Consider the following 19,515-nt stretch of genomic DNA (forward strand, 5'->3'; position numbering starts at 1 on the left):
CGCCGCGTTTTCCATGCAGTCGATCGAGATCGTCCTGACCATGCTGCTGCTCGTGCTGGCGAGCGGCTACCTGGTGCGCATGCTGCCGTTCGCGCTGCCGCTGCCGCTGGTGCAGATCGGGCTCGGCGCCTGCGTGGCGGCGTTCTTCAACCGCGGCGTCACGCTCGACCCGGACTTCTTCTTCCTGCTGTTCCTGCCGCCGCTGCTGTTCCTCGACGGCTGGCGCATTCCCAAGGAAGGCCTGTTCCAGGACGCGCGCACGGTCCTGCAGCTGGCGCTCGGCCTGGTCGTGTTCACCGTGCTCGGCATCGGCTTCCTGCTGCACTGGCTGATCCCGGCGATGCCGCTGGCGGTGGCGTTCGCGCTGGCCGCGATCGTCTCGCCGACCGATCCGGTGGCGCTGTCCTCGATCGCCGCGCGCGTGCCGGTGCCGCGCCGGCTGATGCACATCCTCGAAGGCGAGTCCCTGCTCAACGACGCCTCCGGCCTGGTCTGCTTCCGCTTCGCGGTGGTGGCCGCGATGACCGGCCAGTTCTCGCTCGCGTCCGCTTCGCTGGCCTTCCTCTGGCTCGCGCTCGGCGGCGTCGGCGTCGGCGTGCTGGTCACGCTCGGCATCACGCACGGGCACGTGCTGATCACGCGCCGCTTCGGCCAGGACGCGGGCCTGCCGATCCTGGTCAGCCTGCTCACGCCGTTCGGCGCCTATCTCGCCGCCGAGCACCTGGGCGCCTCGGGCATCCTCGCCTCGGTCGCGGCCGGCATCACGATGAGCTACGTCGAGCTGTCCGGCACCGCGCCGGCGGCCACGCGGGTGCAGCGCACGGCGGTGTGGGACTCGGTGCAGTTCGCGCTGAACGGCATCGCCTTCGTGCTGCTCGGCGAGCAGTTGCCCGGCATCCTGGCGCGCGCGATCGTCGCGCTGGAACAGAGCGGGCAGCACGACCCGTGGTGGCTGCTGGTCTACGCGCTGGCGATCAACGTCGGCCTGGCGCTGCTGCGCCTGCTCTGGGTGCTGGCCTCGCTGCGCGTGAACCTGCTGATCGCGCACCGGCGCGGCCAGCCGGCCGCCGCGCCGCCGTGGCGGCTGATCCTGGCCACCTCGCTCACCGGCGTGCGCGGCGCGATCACGCTCGCCGGCGTGCTGACCCTGCCGCTGCTGCTGCCGGACGGCAGCGCGTTCCCGGCACGGGACCTTGCGATCTTCCTGGCGACCACGGTGATCGTGTTCTCCCTGCTCGTCGCCAGCTTCGGCCTGCCGCCGCTGCTGGCCGGGCTGCAACTCCCCGCCGAATCGCAGCACCAGCGCGAGGAAGACCTGGCGCGCCAGCGCTCGACCAAGGCGGCGCTGTCGGCGATCAAGCGCGCCCAGCAGGACCTGTCGGACAAGAACGCGGCCGATGCCGACATCTACGCCGCCGCCGCGATGCGCGTGATGACCCTGTACCAGCGCCAGCTCGACGCCGACGGCGCCAACGAGGTCGACGCCGAGCAGCTGCGCAAGGCCGACGCCGCCGAACGCGCGCTGCGCCTGGCCGGCCTGCGCGCGGCGCGCCAGGAGATCTTCTCCCTGGCGCGCTACAACCGCGTCTCCGACGACATCGCGCGCCGGCTCGTGCGCGAGATCGACCTGCTCGAGGCGCGCTACTCGCCGTAGCGCGCGCCCGACGTCGCCGGCCGTTGCCGGCCGGTCATGGATGCGCGGCGGTCAGGACGTAGTTGCCGCAGTTGCCCGGTATCGCCGCGAAGCCGGTGCCAACGACGACGTAGTAGGTTCCGGCCACGGCGGGAATCGTCACGCCCTCGCCCGCTCCGTTGGCGGCGAAGTCGGAGAAATCGACGCATTGGGTCAGGTCGGTGCGCTGGCACACGGCCAGCATCGCATCCCAGCCCTGCGGCAGCGCCTGGATCGTCCACGGCAGCAGGGGTCCGGAGCCGGGCATGACGATGCGGTAGACGACGCCGACGCCGTCCGAAACCAGGCCCAGTTCCGGGAAGTAAAGCCAGCTTCCGACGTACGGACACGCATCGCGGCCGTCGGAGTAGGAACCCGTCGCGATCTCGATCGGGTCCCAGATCGTCTGGGCCTGGACCGCGGACGCACCGGCCAGCAGCAGGCCGACGACAAGCAGTGACGTGCGCATGCGTTTCTCCCTGGCATGCCGCGCGAGGTGCGCGGATGCACAGGAGTACGCAGGCCCGCCGGCGGTCGGGACATCCGCCGCCGGGGCGGCCGCGATGCGGCGGCGCACCAGACATCCGCTACCATTGCGCTCATGAGCCGTACCGCCGACACGTCCATCCTCCCCCTTTCGCGCGATCGCCTGCGCCCCTGGCGCTACGCCGTGCGCGTGCCGCTGCTGGCGCTGCACGGACTGATCGCCGTGCCGCTGGCCCTGCTCGCGCTCAATCCGCTGGCGGCGCGCCTGCGCGTGGGCAGCGGCACGTTCGAGAAGGCGATGATCCGCTGGTGGTCGGGCCGGCTGGTGCGCATCTTCGGCTTGCGCATCCGCCGCTTCGGCGAGCCGCTGCCGGGCGCGGTGCTGTACGTGGCCAACCACGTCTCCTGGCTCGACATCGAGCTGATGCACAGCCAGCGGCCGGTCAATTTCGTGGCCAAGAGCGAGATCGCGCGCTGGCCGTTCGTCGGCTGGCTGGCCGCGCGCGCCGGCACGATCTTCCATCGCCGCGGCAACACCGACTCGCTGGCCAGCGTGATGGCGACGGTGGTCGAGCGCCTGCGCGCCGGCAACCCGGTCGGCGTGTTCCCCGAAGGCGGCAGCGGCCACGGCGACCGCGTCGGCACGTTCCACGCGCGCATCTTCCAGACCGCGCTCGACGCCGGCGTGCCGGTGCAGCCGGTGGCGCTGCGCTACGGCCGCGACGGCCGTCAGGACCCGGGCGTACCGTTCGGCGTGAAGGAAAGCTTCTTCGCCAACTTCCTGCGCATCCTCGGCGGACCGCGGCTCGACGCCGAGATCCACTACCTCGAGCCGGTCGAGCCCACGCCCGACGCGCGGCGGCGCATGGCCGAGGAAAGCCGCGCGCGCATCGTGCGCACGCTCGGCTACGGCGACTGAAGGCGACGCGGCCGCACGAACGCCATGAACCGCGCCGTCGCCGAATTCGCGCCGCCACGCGCGCTGCGCAATCCGCACCTGCAGTCGATCCTCGCCTCGACCGGACCGCGCCGCTGGCTCGCCCGCCGCGGCGGCGCGCTGGAACGCGGCGCGAACGAGCACCTGCTCGACTGCGGCGGCGGCGTGCGCCTGCAGGGCTTCCATACCGCGCAGACGGTCTCGACGCAGGCGCGCGGACTGGTCGTTCTGCTGCACGGCTGGGAAGGCAGCGCGCGCTCGACCTACATGCTGCGCACCGGCGAGCGCCTGCTCGCCGAAGGTTTCGACGTGTTCCGCCTGAACTTCCGCGACCACGGCGACACGCATCATCTCAACCGCGAGCTGTTCCACTCCTGCCGCATCGAGGAAGTGGTCGGCGCGGTCGGCGAAGTCTCGCGGCGCTTCCGTCCGCGCCAGCTGGCGATCGCCGGTTACTCGCTCGGCGGCAACTTCGCGCTGCGCGTCGCGCTGCGCGCGCCGGCGGCCGGCATCACGCTCGGTCACGCCGTCGCCGTGTGCCCGGTGGTCAGCCCGCGCGCCGGCCTGTACGCCATTGAAGGCGGCCCGCGCTTCTACGAGCGCTATTTCCTGCGCAAGTGGCGCGAGTCGCTGCGCCGCAAGCAGCGCCTGTTTCCGGACACCGCCCTGTTCACACCGGGCGAGCTGGGCGGCAACCTGCGCGAGCTGACGCGCGCGATGGTGCTGCGCCACACCGGGTTCGGTTCGCTGGAGAACTACCTCGACGGCTACTCGATCGCCGGCAACGCGCTCGCCGCGATGCAGGTGCCGACCGGCATCCTGACCGCCGCCGACGACCCGGTGATCCCGGTCGCCGACTTCCGCGCGCTGCAGCTGTCGCCGCAGGTCGAACTCGACATCGCGCCGCACGGCGGCCACTGCGGCTTCCTCGCCGACTTCGCGCTGCGCAGCTTCGCCGAGGACTACATCGCACAGCGGCTGCTGGCGCGGATCGGCTGAGTCGGCGGCCGCCGCGCGCGGGCACGGGTTTTTCCTCGCGCAGGAAGCGGCAGATCGCCGCCGTCCGCGTGCGAACTCAGTCCGCCGGCACCGTACGCTCGCGCGCCCACTCGCGCAGCGCGTTCACGCGCTCGGCCATCAGCACCGACAGCGGCCGCGCGGTGCGGGCCTCCTCCAGCAGCTGCGCCTGCGTCGGCGGCGCCTTGCTGGCGGCGGCCGCGTACAGCGCGGCGACCACGACCTGCTCGATTTCCGCGCCGGAATGGCCTTCGGTCGCGGCGGCGAGCCCGGGCAGGTCGTACTCCTCCGCACGCAGCTCGCGCCGCGCCAGGTGCAGGCGGAAGATTTCCGCGCGCGTCGCCGCATCGGGCAGGTCGACGAAGAAGATCTCGTCGAAGCGGCCCTTGCGCAGCAGCTCGGGCGGCAGCGCCTGCACGTCGTTGGCGGTGGCGACCAGGAACACCGGCGCCTTGCGCTCGGCCATCCAGGTCAGCAGGTAGCCCATCACGCGACGCGACACGCCGTCGTCGGAGTCGCCGCCGCCGGCGAGGCCCTTTTCGATCTCGTCGATCCACAGCACGCACGGCGCGAGGCGTTCGGCGTTCTTCAGCGCCTCGCGCAGGTTGCGCTCGGTCTCGCCGTGGTACTTGTTGTAGAGCGAGCCGAAGTCCAGCCGCAGCAGCGGCACGCCGAAGCCGCCGGCCGTCGCCTTCGCGGCCAGGCTCTTGCCGCAGCCCTGCACGCCGAGCAGCAGGATGCCCTTGGGCGGATCGAGCCGGACGGCGAGCTTCTCGCCGAGGAAGGCCGGCCGGCGCTGCCCGATCCATCGCTTCAGCCGCGCCAGCCCGGCGACGTCGGCGAACTGCGCGGTCTCGTATTCGAAATGCAGCAGGCCGTCGCGATCGAGCAGGGCCACTTTCGCCCGCGCCAGCTCGGGCAGGTCGGCGGCGGTGAGCGCGCCGTCGTCGTAGATCAGCTTGCGCACGACGCGGCGTGCCTCGTCCAGGCCCAGGCCCTGCAGGTTGCGCACGACCGCGCGCGCCGCGTCGGCGTCGACGACGACGCGGCGGCCGCCGTTCTCGCGCGAGTAGGCGAAGGCTTCCTCGCGCACGAGGTCGGCCAGCGCCTTCGCGTCCGGCGGCGCGAACTGGAAATGCGTCGCCGCGGCGGCGAGTTCGGGCGGCAATTCGTAACCCGTCCCGACCAGCACCAGCGTGTGCTCGGTGCAGTCGTGCCGCTGCACGATCTCGCGCAGCAGGCGCAGGGTCATCGGGTAGCGCAGGTACGGCTGGAAGTCGAGCAGCAGATACACGCCCGGCGCGCCCTGCTGCTTGAGCCACTGCAGCATCAGGCTCGCATCCGGCGGCGTTTCGCGTTCTTCGCCGGCGTCGAGGTCCAGGTCGATGCGGCGCAGGCCGTCGGTGATGCTCCAGCGGAACAGCGGCCGCAGCGACTGCGCGATCGCGCGGCGGAAACTTTCGATGACGCGCGCCTCGGCCACGGAATCGATCAGCAACAACGGGGTGCGCGAGCGCAACAGCGTGACGAGATCCTGAAGATCGGCCATGAACGGACGGTCGGCTCCGCGAGGGCGGGCAAGCCTAGCATGTCCGCATCGGGCATAATTTCGGCTCTCGGCCGTCGTCCGACGCCTCCGGACCGGCGCCGCCGGTCCGGCCCGGCGACTCCGCCCTCTCTCCTTTTCCGAATCTCCGCCACATGCTCAAAGAAACGCTCGAACTGCATCGCCAGGGTCGCTTCGCCGAAGCCGAACAGGGCTATCGCCGCTGGCTCGACGAACACCCCAACGACGCCGACGTGATGCACGCGCTCGCCCTGCTCAAGCACCAGCGCGGCGCGACCGCCGAGGCGGTGCCGCTGCTCGAACGCGCGCACGAGATCGCCCCGGACGACGCGCGCATCGATCTCGGCATGGCTTCGATGCGGCTGCAGCTGGGCGAGGTCGATCCGGCCCGTCGCGGCTTCGAGCGCGCGCTGTCGCTGGACCCGAACCTGACCGGCGCGCACATCGGCCTCGGCCAGATCGCGCTCAACCGCGGCGAGTACGACGACGCCGAGCGGCACTTCCGCATCGCGCTGCGCGCGGACGAGGATCCGCACGCGCTGGCCGGCATCGGCGCGCTGGCCAACGCACGCGGCGACGCATCGTCGGCGCTGCGCTACCTGACGCGCGCGGCCGAGCTGGAGCCCAATTCGCCGCTGATCCAGTTCCTGCTCGGCCAGGCGTTCGGCCTGCGCGGCACGCCGGCGTTCGCCGAGCGCGCCTACGAGAACGCGCTGCGGCTGGACCCGAACCTGCATCAGGTGCGGCCGTGGCTGGCCGAACACCTGATCCGCGAAGGCCGCGCGGCCGAAGCCGAACCGCACTACCGTCGCCTGGGCGAGCTGCCCGGCTACGAGCGCGTCGCGCAGCTCGGCCTGGCCGACGTCGCGCGCGCGGGAGGACGTCTGGAGGAAGCGGTGGCCGGCTATCGCGCCGCGCTCGAGACCGAGCCGACGCTGGCGATGCCGACGCGCGCGCTGGCGATGACCCTGGCCGAACTCGGCCGCAACGCCGAAGTGGTCGACGCCTACGGGCGCTATCTCGCGCACGTGCCCGACGACGACGAGATGCGCGCCCTGCGCGCCGACGTGCTGATGCTGACCGGGCAGTGGCCGCAGGCCGCGCTCGACCTGCGCATCCTGAGCGAGCGCAACCCGCTCGACACCGCCGCACGCAACCGGCTGGCGATCGTCGAGGAATACCTCGGCCAGCTCGACAGCGCGCGCGCGCATGCCGCCGGCGTGCTGCGCTCCAAGCCCGACGACGCCGAGATGCACCTGATCCGCATCCGCGCGCTGCTGCACCAGGGCGACGACGCCGGCGCGCGCGAGGCGCTCGAGGCGTTCGGCAAGCTGAGCCTGAGCGAAGGCCAGAAGCGCCTGCGCTGGAACTACCTCGGCCGCCTGCACGATCGCGCCGGCGACACCGCCGAAGCGGTGCGCTGCTTCGCCGAGGCGCAGCGCGGCATGCCGTCGATGATTCCGCCGCTCGATCCGCCGCGTCCGGAACTGGCCGAGGCGCTCGCCGAAGCGCCCGGCGAGCCGTGGCCGGACGCACCGGTGCTGCTGCTCGGCACGCCCGGCAGCGGCATCGAACGCATCGCCGAACTGCTCGCCGACCAGCAGCCGGCCATCGGCGTGCTGCGCGACCGCGGCAGCGCGGTGATGCGCGACGACGATTTCAGCCTGCCGCGCTTCCGCCACTACTGCGGCGAGCTCGACGAGACCGAGCGCGCGGCGCTGCGCGAACGCTATCTCGCGCCGCTGCGCGCGAACGGCATCGGGCCGGGCCGCCGCATCGTCGACTGGCTGCCGCGCTGGGACGCGCATCTGCTCGCCCTGGTCCGCCGCGCGATGCCGGGCACGCGCCTGGTCATCGTCGAGCGCGATCCGCGCGACGCGCTGCTGAACTGGCTCGGCATCGGCTTCATCGCCGGGCTTCCGTGCGAGGACGCGCTCGCCGCGGCCGACTGGCTGGCGCGCGCGCGCCGCCATCTGCACCACGGCGCCGAACTCGAACAGCCGCAGCGCCTGGTGGTCTCCGCCGACGCGATCCTCGCCGACCCGGTCGGCGCCGGCGGCGAACTGGCGCGCTTCCTCGGACTCGAAGAGCTGCGCCCCGGTCCGCGCTTCGCGTTCACCATGCAGGGCCTGGGCGGGCTGCCGGTGCACTTCCCGGCCGGACACTGGCGGCACTACGAGAAGACCCTGGCCGAAGCCTTCCAACGGCTCGAATAGAGGACATGCCGATGCGCCGTCACGCCCTGCTCGCACTCGCCTTCGCCACCGCTCCGTGTTCCGCCGCGCTCGCGCCGGAGGCACTGACCCTGCCGCCCGGCTTCAAGCTGGAGGTCTACGCCACCGAAGTACCCAACGCGCGCCAGCTCGCGCTCGGCGCGAAGGGCACGGTGTTCGCCGGCTCGCGCGACGCGGGCAAGGTCTACGCGCTGGTCGACGCCGACGGCGACGGCCGCGCGGAGAAGGTGCGCACGATCGCCACCGGCCTGCGCATGCCGTCGGGCATCGCGTTCCGCGACGGCGACCTGTACATCGGCGCGGTCGACCGCGTGCTGGTCCTGCGCGGCATCGAGGACAAGCTCGACACGCCGCCCAAGCCCGAGGTGGTGACCGACAAGCTGCCCGGCGAGACGCACCACGGCTGGAAGTTCATCGCATTCGGCCCCGACGGGCGCCTGTACGTACCGATCGGCGCGCCGTGCAACATCTGCGACAAGGGCAACGACTACGCCAAGCTGATCAGCATGAAGGCCGACGGCAGCGACTGGCGCGACGAGGCGTACGGCATCCGCAACACGGTCGGTTTCGACTGGCAGCCGCGCACGCAGCAGCTGTGGTTCACCGACAACGGGCGCGACATGCTCGGCGACGAGCTGCCGTCCGACGAGCTCAACCGCATCACGCGGCGCGGCGAGCACTTCGGTTACCCGTACTGCCACCAGGGCGACACGCTCGACCCCGAATTCGGCACCGGCAAGTCGTGCAAGGACTACACGCCGCCGATGTTCGCGCTCGGCCCGCACGTCGGCGCGATCGGCATGCGCTTCTACACCGGCTCGACCTTCCCGGCCGAATACCGCGGCGCGGCGATCATCGCCGAGCACGGCTCGTGGAACCGCTCCAAGAAGTCCGGCTACCGCGTCGTCGCGGTCGAGACCGACGGCGCCAAGGTCGGCAAGCCGCACGTGCTGGTCGACGGCTTCCAGCGCGACGAGGTCGCGCAGGGACGCCCGGCCGACGTGCTGGTGATGCCCGACGGCGCGCTGCTGGTGTCCGACGACTACGCCGGCGCGGTCTACCGTGTCAGTTACGCGGCCAAGCCCGCCGCCAAGGGAAAGTGAGCCATGCAGCTGCGCAGCGACGATTTCAACGATCAGCAGCCGATCCCCGCCGCGCTGGCGTTCGGCAAGCCCGGTGCCGCCGGCGAGCCGTGCGTGTTCGGCGACAACCGCAGTCCGCACCTGGCCTGGTCGGACGTGCCCGCCGGCACGCGCTCGTTCGCCCTGCTGTGCATCGACGTCGACGTGCCGACGGTCGGCGACGACGTCAACCAGCCCGGCCGGCGCGTGCCAGCGTCGCTGCCGCGCACCGAATTCACGCACTGGATCCTCGTCGACGTGCCGGCGGATCTGCGCGAACTGGCGCAGGGCGCCTGCGGCGAGGGCGTGGTCGCCCACGGCAAGCGCGATCCGCACGGTCCGCCCGGCTCGCGCCAGGGCGTGAACGACTACGCCGGCTGGTTCGCCGGCGACGCGTCGATGGCCGGCGACTACCTCGGCTACGACGGCCCCTGCCCGCCGTGGAACGACGATCGCCTGCACCACTACCGCTTCGTGCTGTACGCGCTCGACGTCGCCGCGCTCGATCTTCCGTCGCGGTTCGCGCTCGCCGAGGTGCGCGCCGCGATCGACGGCCACGTGCTCGCCGAGGCGGCGCTGACCGGCACCTACACGCTCAACCCCGCGCTGCGGCGCTGAGCCTCGCCGCATCGGCGCCGGGGCGGCGATGAACGATTCCGATCCCGCCGCGCGCAGCCGCGCCGCGCGCGCGCTGGCCGAGGCCGGCCGCCACGACGAGGCCGAGCGCGCGTTCGCGCAGCTGCTGGACGAGGCGCCGGACGACGCCGACGCGCTGAACTTCCTCGCCCTGCGCGCGCACGCGCGCGGTGACGCCGGGCAGGCGCTGCGCCTGCTCGAGCACGCGCGGCGCGCGCATGCCGACGATGCCGTCACGCTCGGCAACCTCGGCGTGCTGTATCGCGAACGCGGGCGGCTGGACGAGGCCCACGAGGTGCTGACCCGGGCCGTGCACCGGGAACCGGACGCGTTCTTCGCACGCCTGCGCCTGGGCGAGACGCTGCAGGCGCTCGGCCGCGACGCCGACGCGCTGCCGGCGTACTTCGGCGCCATCGTCGCCGCGCAGCGCCACGGCGCCTGGTTCGACGACGCCAGCACGCCGCCGCCGCTGCGGCCGCTGGTGCGGCACGCGATGCGCTTCGTCGCGACCGGCCGGCGCGAGCTGTTCTCCGCCCTGCTGGCACCGCTGCGCGAACGCCACGGCGGCGCCGCGCTGGCGCGCGTCGAACGTGGCCTGGCGATGTACCTCGGCGACGAACCGCTCGCGTACGGTCCGGCGAAGCAGCGGCCGACGTTCCTCTACGTCCCGGACCTGCCCAGTCCTCGCTACTTCGAGCGCGAGCTGTTCCCCTGGTACGACGCGCTCGAAGCGCAGGCGCCGGCGATCCGCGCCGAGATGCTGGCCGCGCTGGCGCAGTCGCGCGGCTTCGAGCCGTTCCTCGGCCGCATCGACGATCCGCAGCGGCTGCGCGAGCAGCTGCACAGCGAGCGCGGCACGCCGACCTGGGACGCCTACTTCTTCTTCCGCCACGGCGAGCGCCACGACGAGCACGCGCGGCAGTGCCCGCGCACCGCCGCGGCGCTCGACGCCGCGCCGCTGTGCCGCATCCGCGAGCACGCGCCGGAAGTGTGCTACTCGCTGCTCGCGCCGGGCACGCACATCCTGCCGCATCACGGCGTCACCAACACGCGCGTGGTCACGCATCTGCCGCTGCGGGTGCCCGACGGCGACCTCGCGCTGGAGGTCGGCGGCGAACGACGGCACTGGGAGGAAGGCCGTTGCTTCAGCTTCGACGACACCTACGAGCACGAGGCCTGGAACCGCAGCGACGAAACACGCGTGGTGATGCTGCTGGACGCCTGGAACCCGTACCTGAGCGAGATCGAGCGCGACGCGCTGACCGCACTGATCGCCGCCATCGGCGACTTCAACCGCGCCGCGGCGGTCTGACCGTTGAGCGGCACGCCCGATTCCCGGACACTCGCGCGACCGCACGAACCGCACGGACGCCCATGATCGACCTCGCCCACGCCGCGCACGCGGTGCACGCCGCCGCCCTCGAACACGAACTGCTCGCCGACATTCCGCTCGCCCGCGCAATGGCGCTGCGCGCGGACGCTTACGACGGTGCCTCGCTCACCCTGGCCGCGCCGCTGGCGCCGAACGTCAACGACAAGGGCTGCGCGTTCGGCGGCAGCCTCGCCAGCCTGATGACGCTGTCGGGCTGGGGCCTGATCAAGCTCGCCGTCGACGCGCGCGCGCTGGCGTGCGACATCTACGTGCAGGACAGCTCGGTCCGCTACCTCGCGCCGGTGTGGCAGGACTTCGCCGCCGTCGCGCGGCTCGCCGAGGGCGAGGCGTTCGAGGAGTTCTTCGCGACGCTGGCCGCGCGCGGCAAGGGCCGCCTGCGCGTGCACTGCACCGTGCCACTGGCGGACGGCTCGCCCGCGGCGACGCTCGATGCGCGATTTGTCGCACTGGCCAAACGCTGACGGCCGCCACCCGATTGCGGCACAATCGCGGTTCGGGAGGATCCCCCTCATGCACCGTCACGCGAAAGTCCTGCTGATCGCCGTCGCGAGCGCGATGCTCGCCGCCTGCGCGACCGACAAGATGCGCTCGAAGGAAACCGTGCTGACCGACACGCTGCGCACCTACGCAGCGACGCTGCGCTGGGGCACCGTCGAGAACGCGCAGGCCTTCATCGATCCGAAGGTGCTGGCCGAACGGCCGCCGACGCCGCTCGAGCTGGCGCGGTTCCGGCAGGTGCAGATCACCGGCTACAACGAGCAGCCGGCGATCCCGGTCGGCGAGAACGAAGTGCAGCAGGTGGTCGAGATCGGCCTCGTCAACGTCAACACGCAGGCTGCGCGCAGCGTGATCGACCGGCAGACCTGGCGCTACGACGAAGCCGGCAAGCGCTGGTGGCTGATGACCGGCCTGCCGGACATCACGCAGTCGCAATAGACCGCCGCGATGCCGTCACCGATACCGACGTGAATGCCGCGACTCCCGCCCGCGCGGCGAGCTGGCAGATCTTCGTGCCCAAGCTCTACACCGTGCTGCGGCAGGGCTACGGCCCGGCCGACCTGCGCCACGACCTCGTCGCCGGGCTGACCGTTGCGATCGTCGCGTTGCCGCTGTCGATGGCGCTGGCGATCGCGTCGGGCACCACGCCGGAGAAGGGCCTGCACACGGCGATCGTCGCCGGCTTCCTGATCTCGCTGCTCGGCGGTTCGCGCGTGCAGATCGGCGGGCCGACCGCGGCCTTCATCCCGGTCGTCTTCAACGTGATCGACAAGTTCGGCTACGGCGGCCTGATCCTGTGCACGCTGCTGGCCGGGCTGATGCTGATCGCCGCCGGGCTGCTGCGCGTCGGCACGCTGATGAAATACATTCCCAAGCCGGTCATCACCGGCTTCACCGCCGGCATCGCGGTCAGCATCTTCTCCAGCCAGGTCAAGGATCTGCTCGGTCTGCCGCTGGACAAGGTGCCGCCGGAGTTCCTCGAGCGCTGGTCGGCCTACCTGCAGCACCTGCCCGGCTTCACGCCGGCCGCCGCCGCGCTCGCCGCCGTGTGCATCGCAGCGATCGTCGCGCTGCGCCGCTGGAAGCCGTCGGCGCCGGGTTTCCTGATCGCGGTGATCCTCGGCGCGCTCGCCGTCGCCCTGTTCCAGCTGCCGGTGGAAACCATCGGCACGCGCTTCGGCGGCATTCCGGCCACGCTGCCGTCGTTCGAGATCCCGCACATCCCGTTCGAGCGCACGCACGAGCTGTTCCCGAGCGCGTTCACGATCGCCTTCCTCGCCGCGGTCGAATCGCTGCTGTCGGCGGTGGTCGCCGACGGCATGATCGGGGGCCGCCACCGCTCCAACTGCGAGCTGATCGCGCAGGGCGTGGCCAACGCGGGCTCGGCGCTGTTCGGCGGCCTGCCGGCGACCGGCGCCCTCGCGCGCACCGCCACCAACGTGCGCGCCGGGGCCCGCTCGCCGGTCGCCGGCATCGCGCATGCGCTGTTCCTGCTGCTGTTCATGCTGGTGCTGGCGCCGCTGATGAGCTACGTGCCGCTGGCCGCGCTGGCCGCCGTGCTGGTCATCGTGGCCTGGAACATGGCCGAGATCGAAAGCTTCCGCCATCTGATGAGCGGGCCGATCGGCGATCGCGCCGTGCTGCTGCTGACCTTCGCCCTGACCGTCATGTTCGACCTGACCGTCGCGATCGAAGTCGGCCTCGTGCTCGCCGCGTTCCTGTTCATGCATCGCATGAGCGAGGTCGTGGCGATGGAATCGGGCGTGTCGCTGCTCGACGACGAAGACGGCAGCGAACCGGCGCCGGACCAGCGCGCGCAGCTGCCGCCCGGCGTGGAGGCGTTCCAGATCTCCGGGCCGCTGTTCTTCGCGGTCGCCAACCGCCTCGACGAGGTGCTCAACCAGTACCGGCAGCCGCCGCGGGTGTTCATCCTGCGCCTGCGCCTGGTGCCGCTGATCGACGCCTCCGGCGTGACCGCGCTGACGCAGATGATCGAGCGCTGCCGGCGCATGGGCACGCAGGTGATTCTTTCCGGGCTGCAGGAGCAGCCGCGGCGCGTGCTGGCGCAGATGCACGTCGTGCCGGACGGCGCGCACCTGCGCTTCGCGCCGGATTTCAGGGCCGCGCTGGAGCTGGCCGGCCGCTGAGCGCAGGCGATGCCGCGAAGGCGCGCGTCAGCCGCCCGGCGGCGGCTGCCACAGTTCGACCTTGTTGCCTTCCGGGTCCATGACCCAGCCGAACTTGCCGTATTCCGACTCGTCGGTCTTGTCCAGCACCTCGCAGCCTTCCTCGCGAAGCGCCTGCAGCAGCGCGGTCAGGTCCTCGACGCGGTAGTTCACCATGAACGGCGACTGGCTCGGCGCGAAATAGCCGCCGTCGCCGATCGACCAGGCCGTGGTGCCGCCGACCGGCTTGCCGTCGGCGTCGGACCAGCGGAACGCCGCGCCGCCCCACTCCTGCACGTCGATGCCCAGATGCCTGGCGTACCAGGCGCGCAGCGCCGCCGCGTCCCTGGCCTTGAAGAAGATTCCCCCGATGCCCGTGACCCGCTTCATGTCGTCTCCCGATGAGGATGGATGGTGAGGAGCCGGCCGCTCACGCCGCGGCGCGCGCCAGCTGCGCCGGACGGCGCAGCAGCGCCGCGGAGACCAGGCTGACGGCCAGGCCGATCAGGAACAAGGTCGCGAACATCAGCACGGCCTGGAAAGCGTAGCTGAAGAACAGCGGACGCATCTGCTCCATTTCGGCGAGCTGGCGCGCGATGCTCGCCGCGTCGGCGCCGCTGCCCTGGATCTGCGCGACGTAGTGATCCCACAGCTTCTGCGGAAAGCGATCACCGACGATCCAGTAGAACGCGTAGGTGGCCAGCCCGAACAGCACCGAAGCGACCGCCGTCACGCCGACGCCGACGCCGAGCCCGCGCGAGAAGCTCAGGAAACCGCCGAGCCGCGTGCGCTCGTGGCGCATCGCGAAGTAGGCCAGGGTCATGGTCAGCACCATCGCGCTGTAGCCGACGATCTCGCCGTAGCGGATCCAGTCCGGCCGCTCGCCGAACACCACGATCGGGCCGAACATCAGCACGTTGACGACGATACCGGCGAGCACGCCGTACTTCAGGATCGGGGATTTCATCACGCGATCTCCGTGGGAAGGTGGACGCAACGCTAGCGGCCCCGGCGCCGCCGCCCCATCGCCCGAACGGGTGATTGTCGGGTGAATTCCGGCAGGATGGACGGTTCCGCCACGCCGCAGGCTCCCGCACGACGTCAGCGCACGATCATCCCGCTGCGCCGCGCCGCGGCCACCGCCTCGGTGCGCCGGCGCGCGCCGAGCTTGGCGTACAGGTTGGCCAGATGGGTCTTGACCGTGTTTGCCGACACGCCCAGTTCGCGCGCGATCTCCTTGTTGCTGCGCCCTTCGGCGAGCAGGTCGAGCACGTGGCGCTCGCGCGGGCTGAGCAGGATCGTCCCGCCCTGCTCCGCGCCCGCCGCGTCGGGCGGCGGCGGGACGGGGTCAGGCCGTGCGACGACGGCCGGCTCGCGCGGACGCCGCGCGAACCACAGGCCGGCGCCGACGCCGGCCAGGGCGATCGCCGCGGCGACCAGTTCGCGCCCCCAGTCGAAGCGCAGCGGCATCAGGCTGACCAGGCGCAGGCAGACCGCGACCACGGCGGCGAGCGCGCCGTAGGCGAGCATCAGGCGGAAAGTCGACGAACGCATGCGCGGATGATCGCCCGCGCCGCGGATCGAGCCAAGACCGGAATGCGTCCTTCGGCTTTGCCTCGCCGCGACGGCTCCGGGATAATGCGCGGCCCTCGCGCCCGCCGCCGACCCCATGTCCGACTTCCTGCATCGCCTGCCCGAGTTCCTCGGCAACCATCCGTTCCTGTCGCTCGGTTTCCTCGGCGTGCTGATCGCGCTGGTCGCCAACGAGGCGCAGCGCCTCATGCGCAGCTACAAGGCGCTGACGCCGGCCGGCCTGACCCAGCTGATCAACCGCGACAACGCGCTGCTGGTGGACGTGTCGAGCCTGGCCGATTTCGAGAAGGGGCACATCCCCGGCGCCAGGCACGTCGCGATGAGCCAGTTCGATCCGGAGAGCAAGGAACTGGCGAAGGTGCGCGACCTGCCGGTCGCGGTCGTCTGCAAGAACGGCCAGACCTCGGCGCAGGCCGCGCAGCGCCTGAAGAAGGCCGGCTTCAGCAAGGTGTTCTGGCTCGAAGGCGGCATCGGCGCGTGGATCGAGGCGCAGATGCCGCTGGCGAAGGGACGCACCTGAGGTCTTCGCGGATGCGCGGCCTGCGTGTCCGTGGAATAATCGACGTCCTTTCCCTCTCATACTTGCGAGCAGATTCATGGCAGACAACAGCAACGGCGCGCCGAACGGCCAGACCCCTCCGCAGCAGGCCCAGGCGCAGCTGAATCTGCAGCGCATCTACCTCAAGGACGTCTCCTTCGAGGCGCCGGGCGCACCGCAGATCTTCCAGCAGCAGGGCCAGCCGAATGTCGAGCTGAATCTCAGCCAGCGCGTGGCGCAGATCGCCACCGACACCTTCGAGGTCGTGCTGAGCGTCACCGCGACGTGCAAGGTCGAGGACAAGACCGCCTATCTCGCCGAAGTGCACCAGGCCGGCGTGTTCGGCCTCAGCGGCTTCGACGCCGCCGCGCGCGAAGCGGTGCTCTCCACGTACTGCCCGAACGTGCTGTTCCCGTACGTGCGCCAGACCGTGTCCGATCTGGTGCAGAACGGCGGCTTCCCGCCCTTCTTCCTGCAGCCGATCAACTTCGACGCGCTCTACGCCGAACAGGTGCGCCGCCGCGCCGAAGCCGGTTCCGGCGAAACCAGCGCGAACGCCTGACCCCGGCGCAACGCAGGGAACGGGCGGTGAGTGCGACGTCACCGGTCGCCGTGCTCGGCGCCGGTTCCTGGGGCACCGCGCTGGCCGTACAGCTGGCGCGCAACGGCGTGCCGACGACGCTGTGGGGACGGTCGCCGCAGGCGATCGTCGAGATGGCGACGACGCGCCGCAACGCTCGCTACCTGCCCGAGCTGGAGCTGCCCGGGTCGCTGCAGCTGTCGGCCACGATCGAGCCGCTCGCGCGCGACGCCGGCACGATCCTGATCGCCGTGCCGAGCCACGCCTTCGACGGCGTGCTCGCGGCGATCGCGCCCTGGGTCGCTCCCGGCGTCGGCATCGCCTGGGCGACCAAGGGTTTCGATCCTGAATCGGGCCGCTTCCTGCACGAACTCGTCGCCGACCGCCTGCCCGGCCGCCCGGCCGCGGTGGTGACCGGCCCCTCGTTCGCGCGCGAGGTCGCGCTCGGACTGCCGACCGCGCTGACCGTGCATTCGAGCGACGCCGCCTTCGCGCAGGACGTGGCGCAGAAGCTCCACTCGCCGTTCTTCCGCGCCTACACCGGCAGCGACGTGCCCGGCGCCGAACTCGGCGGCGCGATGAAGAACGTGCTCGCCGTGGCGACCGGCGTCGCCGACGGCATGCAGATGGGACTGAACGCGCGCGCCGGACTGATCACGCGCGGCCTGGCCGAGATGCTGCGGCTCGGCGGCGCGCTCGGCTCGCGTCCCGAAACGCTGATGGGCCTCGCCGGCCTCGGCGACCTGGTGCTGACCTGCACCGGCGATCTGTCGCGCAACCGCCGCCTCGGCCTCGCGCTCGGCCGCGGCGTCGGCCTGCAGCAGGCCGTGGCCGAGATCGGCCAGGTGGTCGAGAGCGTGCAGACCGTCGACACGGTCATGAAGCTGGCCGACGCGCACGGCGTGGAACTGCCGATCACCGCGCTGGTGCAGAAAGTGCTGCACGAGGAACTCACCCCGACCGAAGGCATGCACGCGCTGCTGTCGCGCGAGCAGAAGCCGGAGTATCCGGAAGCAGGGCTGAGGGCTGAGGGCTGAGGGCTGGAGAGGCCACTTTTCCAGCCCTCAGCCCTCAGCCCTGCCCCTCAAACCCAAGCTGCCGCCACGCCTCGTAGACGACGATCGCGACCGCGTTCGACAGATTCAGGCTGCGGTTGCCCGGACGCATCGGCAGGCGCAGGCGGTGCTGCGCATCGACCGCGTCGAGCACGTCCTGCGGCAAACCGCGCGTCTCGGGGCCGAACAGCAGCGCGTCGCCGTCGGCGTATTCGACCGAGTCGTAGCGCCGGCTGCCGCGCGTCGACAATGCGAGCAGGCGCCGCGGCGCGACGGCGTGCAGGAACGCGGCGAGATCGTCGTAGGCGGCCACGGTGGCGAATTCGTGATAGTCGAGCCCGGCGCGGCGCAGCTTGGCGTGGTCGAGTTCGAAACCGAGCGGCTGGATCAGATGCAAGGCCGCACCGCTGTTCGCGCAGAGGCGAATCACATTGCCGGTGTTCGGCGGAATCTCGGGCTGGAACAGGACGACATGCAGCATGCGCGCATGATCGCATGCGCGAGCGGGGCGGCCGGAAGCCGGACCGCGCCGGAGCGGTTCGTCGAACCGCTCACTGCGGCATCAGGCTGGCGCGGAAACCGGGGACCGCCGTGCTCGTCGCCGCGGCGTTGACGCGCTGGAAGCCGTGCGCACGCTCGTTCTGGTAGGCGAGCGTGTCTTCCATCTTCTCCTCGGCCTGCGCGACGACGCGCACGGTCGGCAGCACGACCATCGCCAGTTCCTCCTGCGCCCGCGCATTCACGTGCACGGTCGGCAGCAGGGTCACGCTCAGCGGCGCGGTCGCGGCGACGCGCAGGGTGGGTTCCTGGTACGGACGCGAGCTGCTGGCGACGACGGTCACCTCGGGCAGCAGGGTCGCCTGGATCGGCGCACCGGCGTCGACCGACATCGTGGCGGCGTTCGCGTGCGCGGCGGCGCCGGCGATCAACGCCAGGGTCAGGGCACTGCGCAACATACGGGTATTCATGACTCTCTCCTGCAAGACGGTTCGTGATCCGTACTACGCAAGCACCATGCCAACGCAGTCGCAGGGTCCGTCTGCAGCTCAATAGATGCAGGATCAAGCAGTTGCGTTGCTAGTCCGAAAGTCATGGGTGGCCGGACGGACGCGCCGGCGGACGTACGCCGGTGTCCGCGTACGCCGGTGCAGACGGGAAAATCCGCGGTCCCGCGACGCCTGCGCGGCGCTCAGGACGACGGCGGCGTGCCGCCGCGCAGGAGGTAGGTCGTGTACAGCACGTAGCCGTCGGTGGTGACGACCTGGGTCGTCATGTCGGTGAAGCCGGACTCGCTCCACCACGGCTGTCCGCGCAGGCCGGCGATCGCCTGCTGCCACTCCTGCCCGGATTGCGCGCGCGCGCCCTGACCGGACAGGTCGTTGTCGGCGGCGAGCACCTGACACAGGCTGGCGCGGCACTCCACGTGCACCAGCGCGATGTGGTCGCCGGTGCCTTCGGGCAGCTCGCCGACCCAGCGGTCGAGCGAGTCCTGCAGCTTCGGCGTCGCCGCGGCGGACCAGTCCTCGTCCGCCTTCTCCTCGTCGAAACGCTTCCACAGGTCGCGCGCGGTGTTCGGCAGGCGGTCCTTCTCCGGCTCGGCTTCCTGTTCGGCGAGCAGGTCGGCGAACAGGTCGGCGGCGCGATCCGGATCGGCCGGCGGCGTGGCCGGCGGTTCTTCCTCGGCGGCGGCCTCGCCCTCAGCCGGCACCGGCTCCGGCGCGGGCGGATCGTCGCCGGGAGGAACCACGGGCGGTGCGATCGGCACGGTCGGCGGCAGCGTCGGCGGGGCCGGCGGAGGCTCGGCCAGGACACGTTTCACGACCGGGTGCGGCGGTGCGGCGGTCGATGCCGCCACGGGCGCAGGGCGCTCGGCTGGCGGCCTGGGCAGGACGAAGTACAGCCAGATCAGGGCGACGGCGATCAGGGCGCCGATGACGAACAGACGCGGATTGCGCATGGCTGACGAATCTTCCGGCGTGCGCGACGCACGAGAGCGTTGGCCGAGTGTCCCGCAGTTCGCCGC

The 19,515-nt window shown here is 71.6% G+C and carries 21 protein-coding genes; 13 read left to right on the forward strand and 8 right to left on the reverse strand.

Features of this window, described 5'->3' with window-relative positions; translation table 11 throughout:
* Positions 1-13: 13 nt before the first annotated feature.
* Entirely contained in the window at positions 14-1,654 is a 1,641-nt protein-coding gene (locus ACFO6Q_RS01050; RefSeq protein WP_380018623.1) for a Na+/H+ antiporter, read from the forward strand.
* Between the two features lie 34 nt (positions 1,655-1,688).
* Here ACFO6Q_RS01050 and ACFO6Q_RS01055 read toward each other — a convergent pair whose 3' ends face one another.
* Positions 1,689-2,141: a hypothetical protein gene (locus ACFO6Q_RS01055; RefSeq protein WP_380018624.1), complete on the reverse strand. Its 453-nt coding sequence runs from the start codon at positions 2,139-2,141 to the stop codon at positions 1,689-1,691.
* Positions 2,142-2,273: 132 nt separating this feature from the next.
* Between ACFO6Q_RS01055 and ACFO6Q_RS01060 the strand changes: the two genes are divergently transcribed.
* Both ACFO6Q_RS01060 and ACFO6Q_RS01065 read left to right on the forward strand, forming a co-directional pair.
* Positions 2,274-3,077: a lysophospholipid acyltransferase family protein gene (locus ACFO6Q_RS01060; RefSeq protein WP_380018625.1), complete on the forward strand. Its 804-nt coding sequence runs from the start codon at positions 2,274-2,276 to the stop codon at positions 3,075-3,077.
* A 24-nt stretch (positions 3,078-3,101) separates the two neighbouring features.
* A complete protein-coding gene (locus ACFO6Q_RS01065; protein ID WP_380018626.1) occupies positions 3,102-4,094 on the forward strand; it encodes a YheT family hydrolase in 993 nt (330 codons plus the stop codon).
* Between the two features lie 76 nt (positions 4,095-4,170).
* Here the strand turns inward: ACFO6Q_RS01065 and ACFO6Q_RS01070 are convergent, their stop codons facing one another.
* Positions 4,171-5,661, reverse strand: coding sequence for an AAA family ATPase (locus tag ACFO6Q_RS01070; protein WP_380018627.1), 1,491 nt, complete (start codon positions 5,659-5,661; stop codon positions 4,171-4,173).
* A gap of 152 nt (positions 5,662-5,813) precedes the next feature.
* Here ACFO6Q_RS01070 and ACFO6Q_RS01075 point away from each other — a divergent pair, with 152 nt between their 5' ends.
* The 7 genes from ACFO6Q_RS01075 (at position 5,814) to ACFO6Q_RS01105 (ending at position 13,708) form a co-directional block, all read left to right on the forward strand.
* On the forward strand, positions 5,814-7,895 hold the full coding sequence (locus tag ACFO6Q_RS01075) for a tetratricopeptide repeat protein (RefSeq protein WP_380018628.1): 2,082 nt from the start codon (positions 5,814-5,816) through the stop codon (positions 7,893-7,895).
* Positions 7,896-7,906: 11 nt separating this feature from the next.
* Positions 7,907-9,016 carry a PQQ-dependent sugar dehydrogenase gene (locus tag ACFO6Q_RS01080; protein WP_380018630.1) on the forward strand — a complete coding sequence of 370 codons (1,110 nt, stop codon included), beginning with the start codon at positions 7,907-7,909 and terminating at the stop codon, positions 9,014-9,016.
* Positions 9,017-9,019: 3 nt separating this feature from the next.
* Positions 9,020-9,652, forward strand: a complete 633-nt coding sequence (locus tag ACFO6Q_RS01085; RefSeq protein ID WP_380018631.1) for a YbhB/YbcL family Raf kinase inhibitor-like protein — start codon at positions 9,020-9,022, stop codon at positions 9,650-9,652.
* A 28-nt stretch (positions 9,653-9,680) separates the two neighbouring features.
* On the forward strand, positions 9,681-10,982 hold the full coding sequence (locus tag ACFO6Q_RS01090) for an aspartyl/asparaginyl beta-hydroxylase domain-containing protein (RefSeq protein ID WP_380018632.1): 1,302 nt from the start codon (positions 9,681-9,683) through the stop codon (positions 10,980-10,982).
* 62 nt (positions 10,983-11,044) lie between these two features.
* Positions 11,045-11,524, forward strand: coding sequence for a YiiD C-terminal domain-containing protein (locus ACFO6Q_RS01095; RefSeq protein ID WP_380018633.1), 480 nt, complete (start codon positions 11,045-11,047; stop codon positions 11,522-11,524).
* A gap of 49 nt (positions 11,525-11,573) precedes the next feature.
* Positions 11,574-11,999 (forward strand): hypothetical protein, encoded by a 426-nt coding sequence (locus ACFO6Q_RS01100; RefSeq protein WP_380018634.1) that lies wholly within the window; start codon positions 11,574-11,576, stop codon positions 11,997-11,999.
* 29 nt (positions 12,000-12,028) lie between these two features.
* A complete protein-coding gene (locus ACFO6Q_RS01105; protein WP_380018635.1) occupies positions 12,029-13,708 on the forward strand; it encodes a SulP family inorganic anion transporter in 1,680 nt (559 codons plus the stop codon).
* A 27-nt stretch (positions 13,709-13,735) separates the two neighbouring features.
* On the opposite strand, the gene ACFO6Q_RS01110 is transcribed toward ACFO6Q_RS01105, so the two are convergent.
* The 3 genes from ACFO6Q_RS01110 to ACFO6Q_RS01120 all read right to left on the reverse strand — a co-directional run bounded on the left by ACFO6Q_RS01110 (position 13,736) and on the right by ACFO6Q_RS01120 (position 15,280).
* The gene (locus ACFO6Q_RS01110; RefSeq protein WP_380018636.1) at positions 13,736-14,116 is read right to left on the reverse strand and encodes a VOC family protein; all 381 of its coding nucleotides are present in this window, start codon (positions 14,114-14,116) and stop codon (positions 13,736-13,738) included.
* Positions 14,117-14,156: 40 nt separating this feature from the next.
* Positions 14,157-14,693, reverse strand: a complete 537-nt coding sequence (locus tag ACFO6Q_RS01115) for a DUF4199 domain-containing protein (protein ID WP_380018637.1) — start codon at positions 14,691-14,693, stop codon at positions 14,157-14,159.
* 134 nt (positions 14,694-14,827) lie between these two features.
* Complete coding sequence (locus ACFO6Q_RS01120) at positions 14,828-15,280, reverse strand: helix-turn-helix transcriptional regulator (protein ID WP_380018638.1); 453 nt, start codon at positions 15,278-15,280, stop codon at positions 14,828-14,830.
* Positions 15,281-15,395: 115 nt separating this feature from the next.
* On the opposite strand from ACFO6Q_RS01120, the gene ACFO6Q_RS01125 reads away from it, so the two are divergent.
* From ACFO6Q_RS01125 to ACFO6Q_RS01135, 3 genes are all read left to right on the forward strand, one after another.
* Positions 15,396-15,839, forward strand: coding sequence for a rhodanese-like domain-containing protein (locus ACFO6Q_RS01125; RefSeq protein ID WP_380018639.1), 444 nt, complete (start codon positions 15,396-15,398; stop codon positions 15,837-15,839).
* Positions 15,840-15,915: 76 nt separating this feature from the next.
* Positions 15,916-16,419: a protein-export chaperone SecB gene (gene secB, locus ACFO6Q_RS01130; protein WP_380018640.1), complete on the forward strand. Its 504-nt coding sequence runs from the start codon at positions 15,916-15,918 to the stop codon at positions 16,417-16,419.
* A gap of 26 nt (positions 16,420-16,445) precedes the next feature.
* The gene (locus tag ACFO6Q_RS01135) at positions 16,446-17,474 is read left to right on the forward strand and encodes an NAD(P)H-dependent glycerol-3-phosphate dehydrogenase (protein WP_380018641.1); all 1,029 of its coding nucleotides are present in this window, start codon (positions 16,446-16,448) and stop codon (positions 17,472-17,474) included.
* Between the two features lie 34 nt (positions 17,475-17,508).
* Here ACFO6Q_RS01135 and trmL read toward each other — a convergent pair whose 3' ends face one another.
* From trmL to ACFO6Q_RS01150, 3 genes are all read right to left on the reverse strand, one after another.
* Positions 17,509-17,973, reverse strand: coding sequence for a tRNA (uridine(34)/cytosine(34)/5-carboxymethylaminomethyluridine(34)-2'-O)-methyltransferase TrmL (gene trmL / locus ACFO6Q_RS01140; protein WP_380018642.1), 465 nt, complete (start codon positions 17,971-17,973; stop codon positions 17,509-17,511).
* Between the two features lie 70 nt (positions 17,974-18,043).
* Positions 18,044-18,460, reverse strand: coding sequence for a hypothetical protein (locus ACFO6Q_RS01145; protein WP_380018643.1), 417 nt, complete (start codon positions 18,458-18,460; stop codon positions 18,044-18,046).
* A gap of 221 nt (positions 18,461-18,681) precedes the next feature.
* Positions 18,682-19,449, reverse strand: a complete 768-nt coding sequence (locus ACFO6Q_RS01150) for a hypothetical protein (protein ID WP_380018644.1) — start codon at positions 19,447-19,449, stop codon at positions 18,682-18,684.
* Between the last annotated feature and the right edge of the window lie 66 nt (positions 19,450-19,515).

Origin of the sequence: Dokdonella ginsengisoli (assembly GCF_042652785.1) — a bacterium.
In the GTDB taxonomy this organism is placed as follows: Bacteria; Pseudomonadota; Gammaproteobacteria; order Xanthomonadales; family Rhodanobacteraceae; genus Dokdonella_A; species Dokdonella_A ginsengisoli.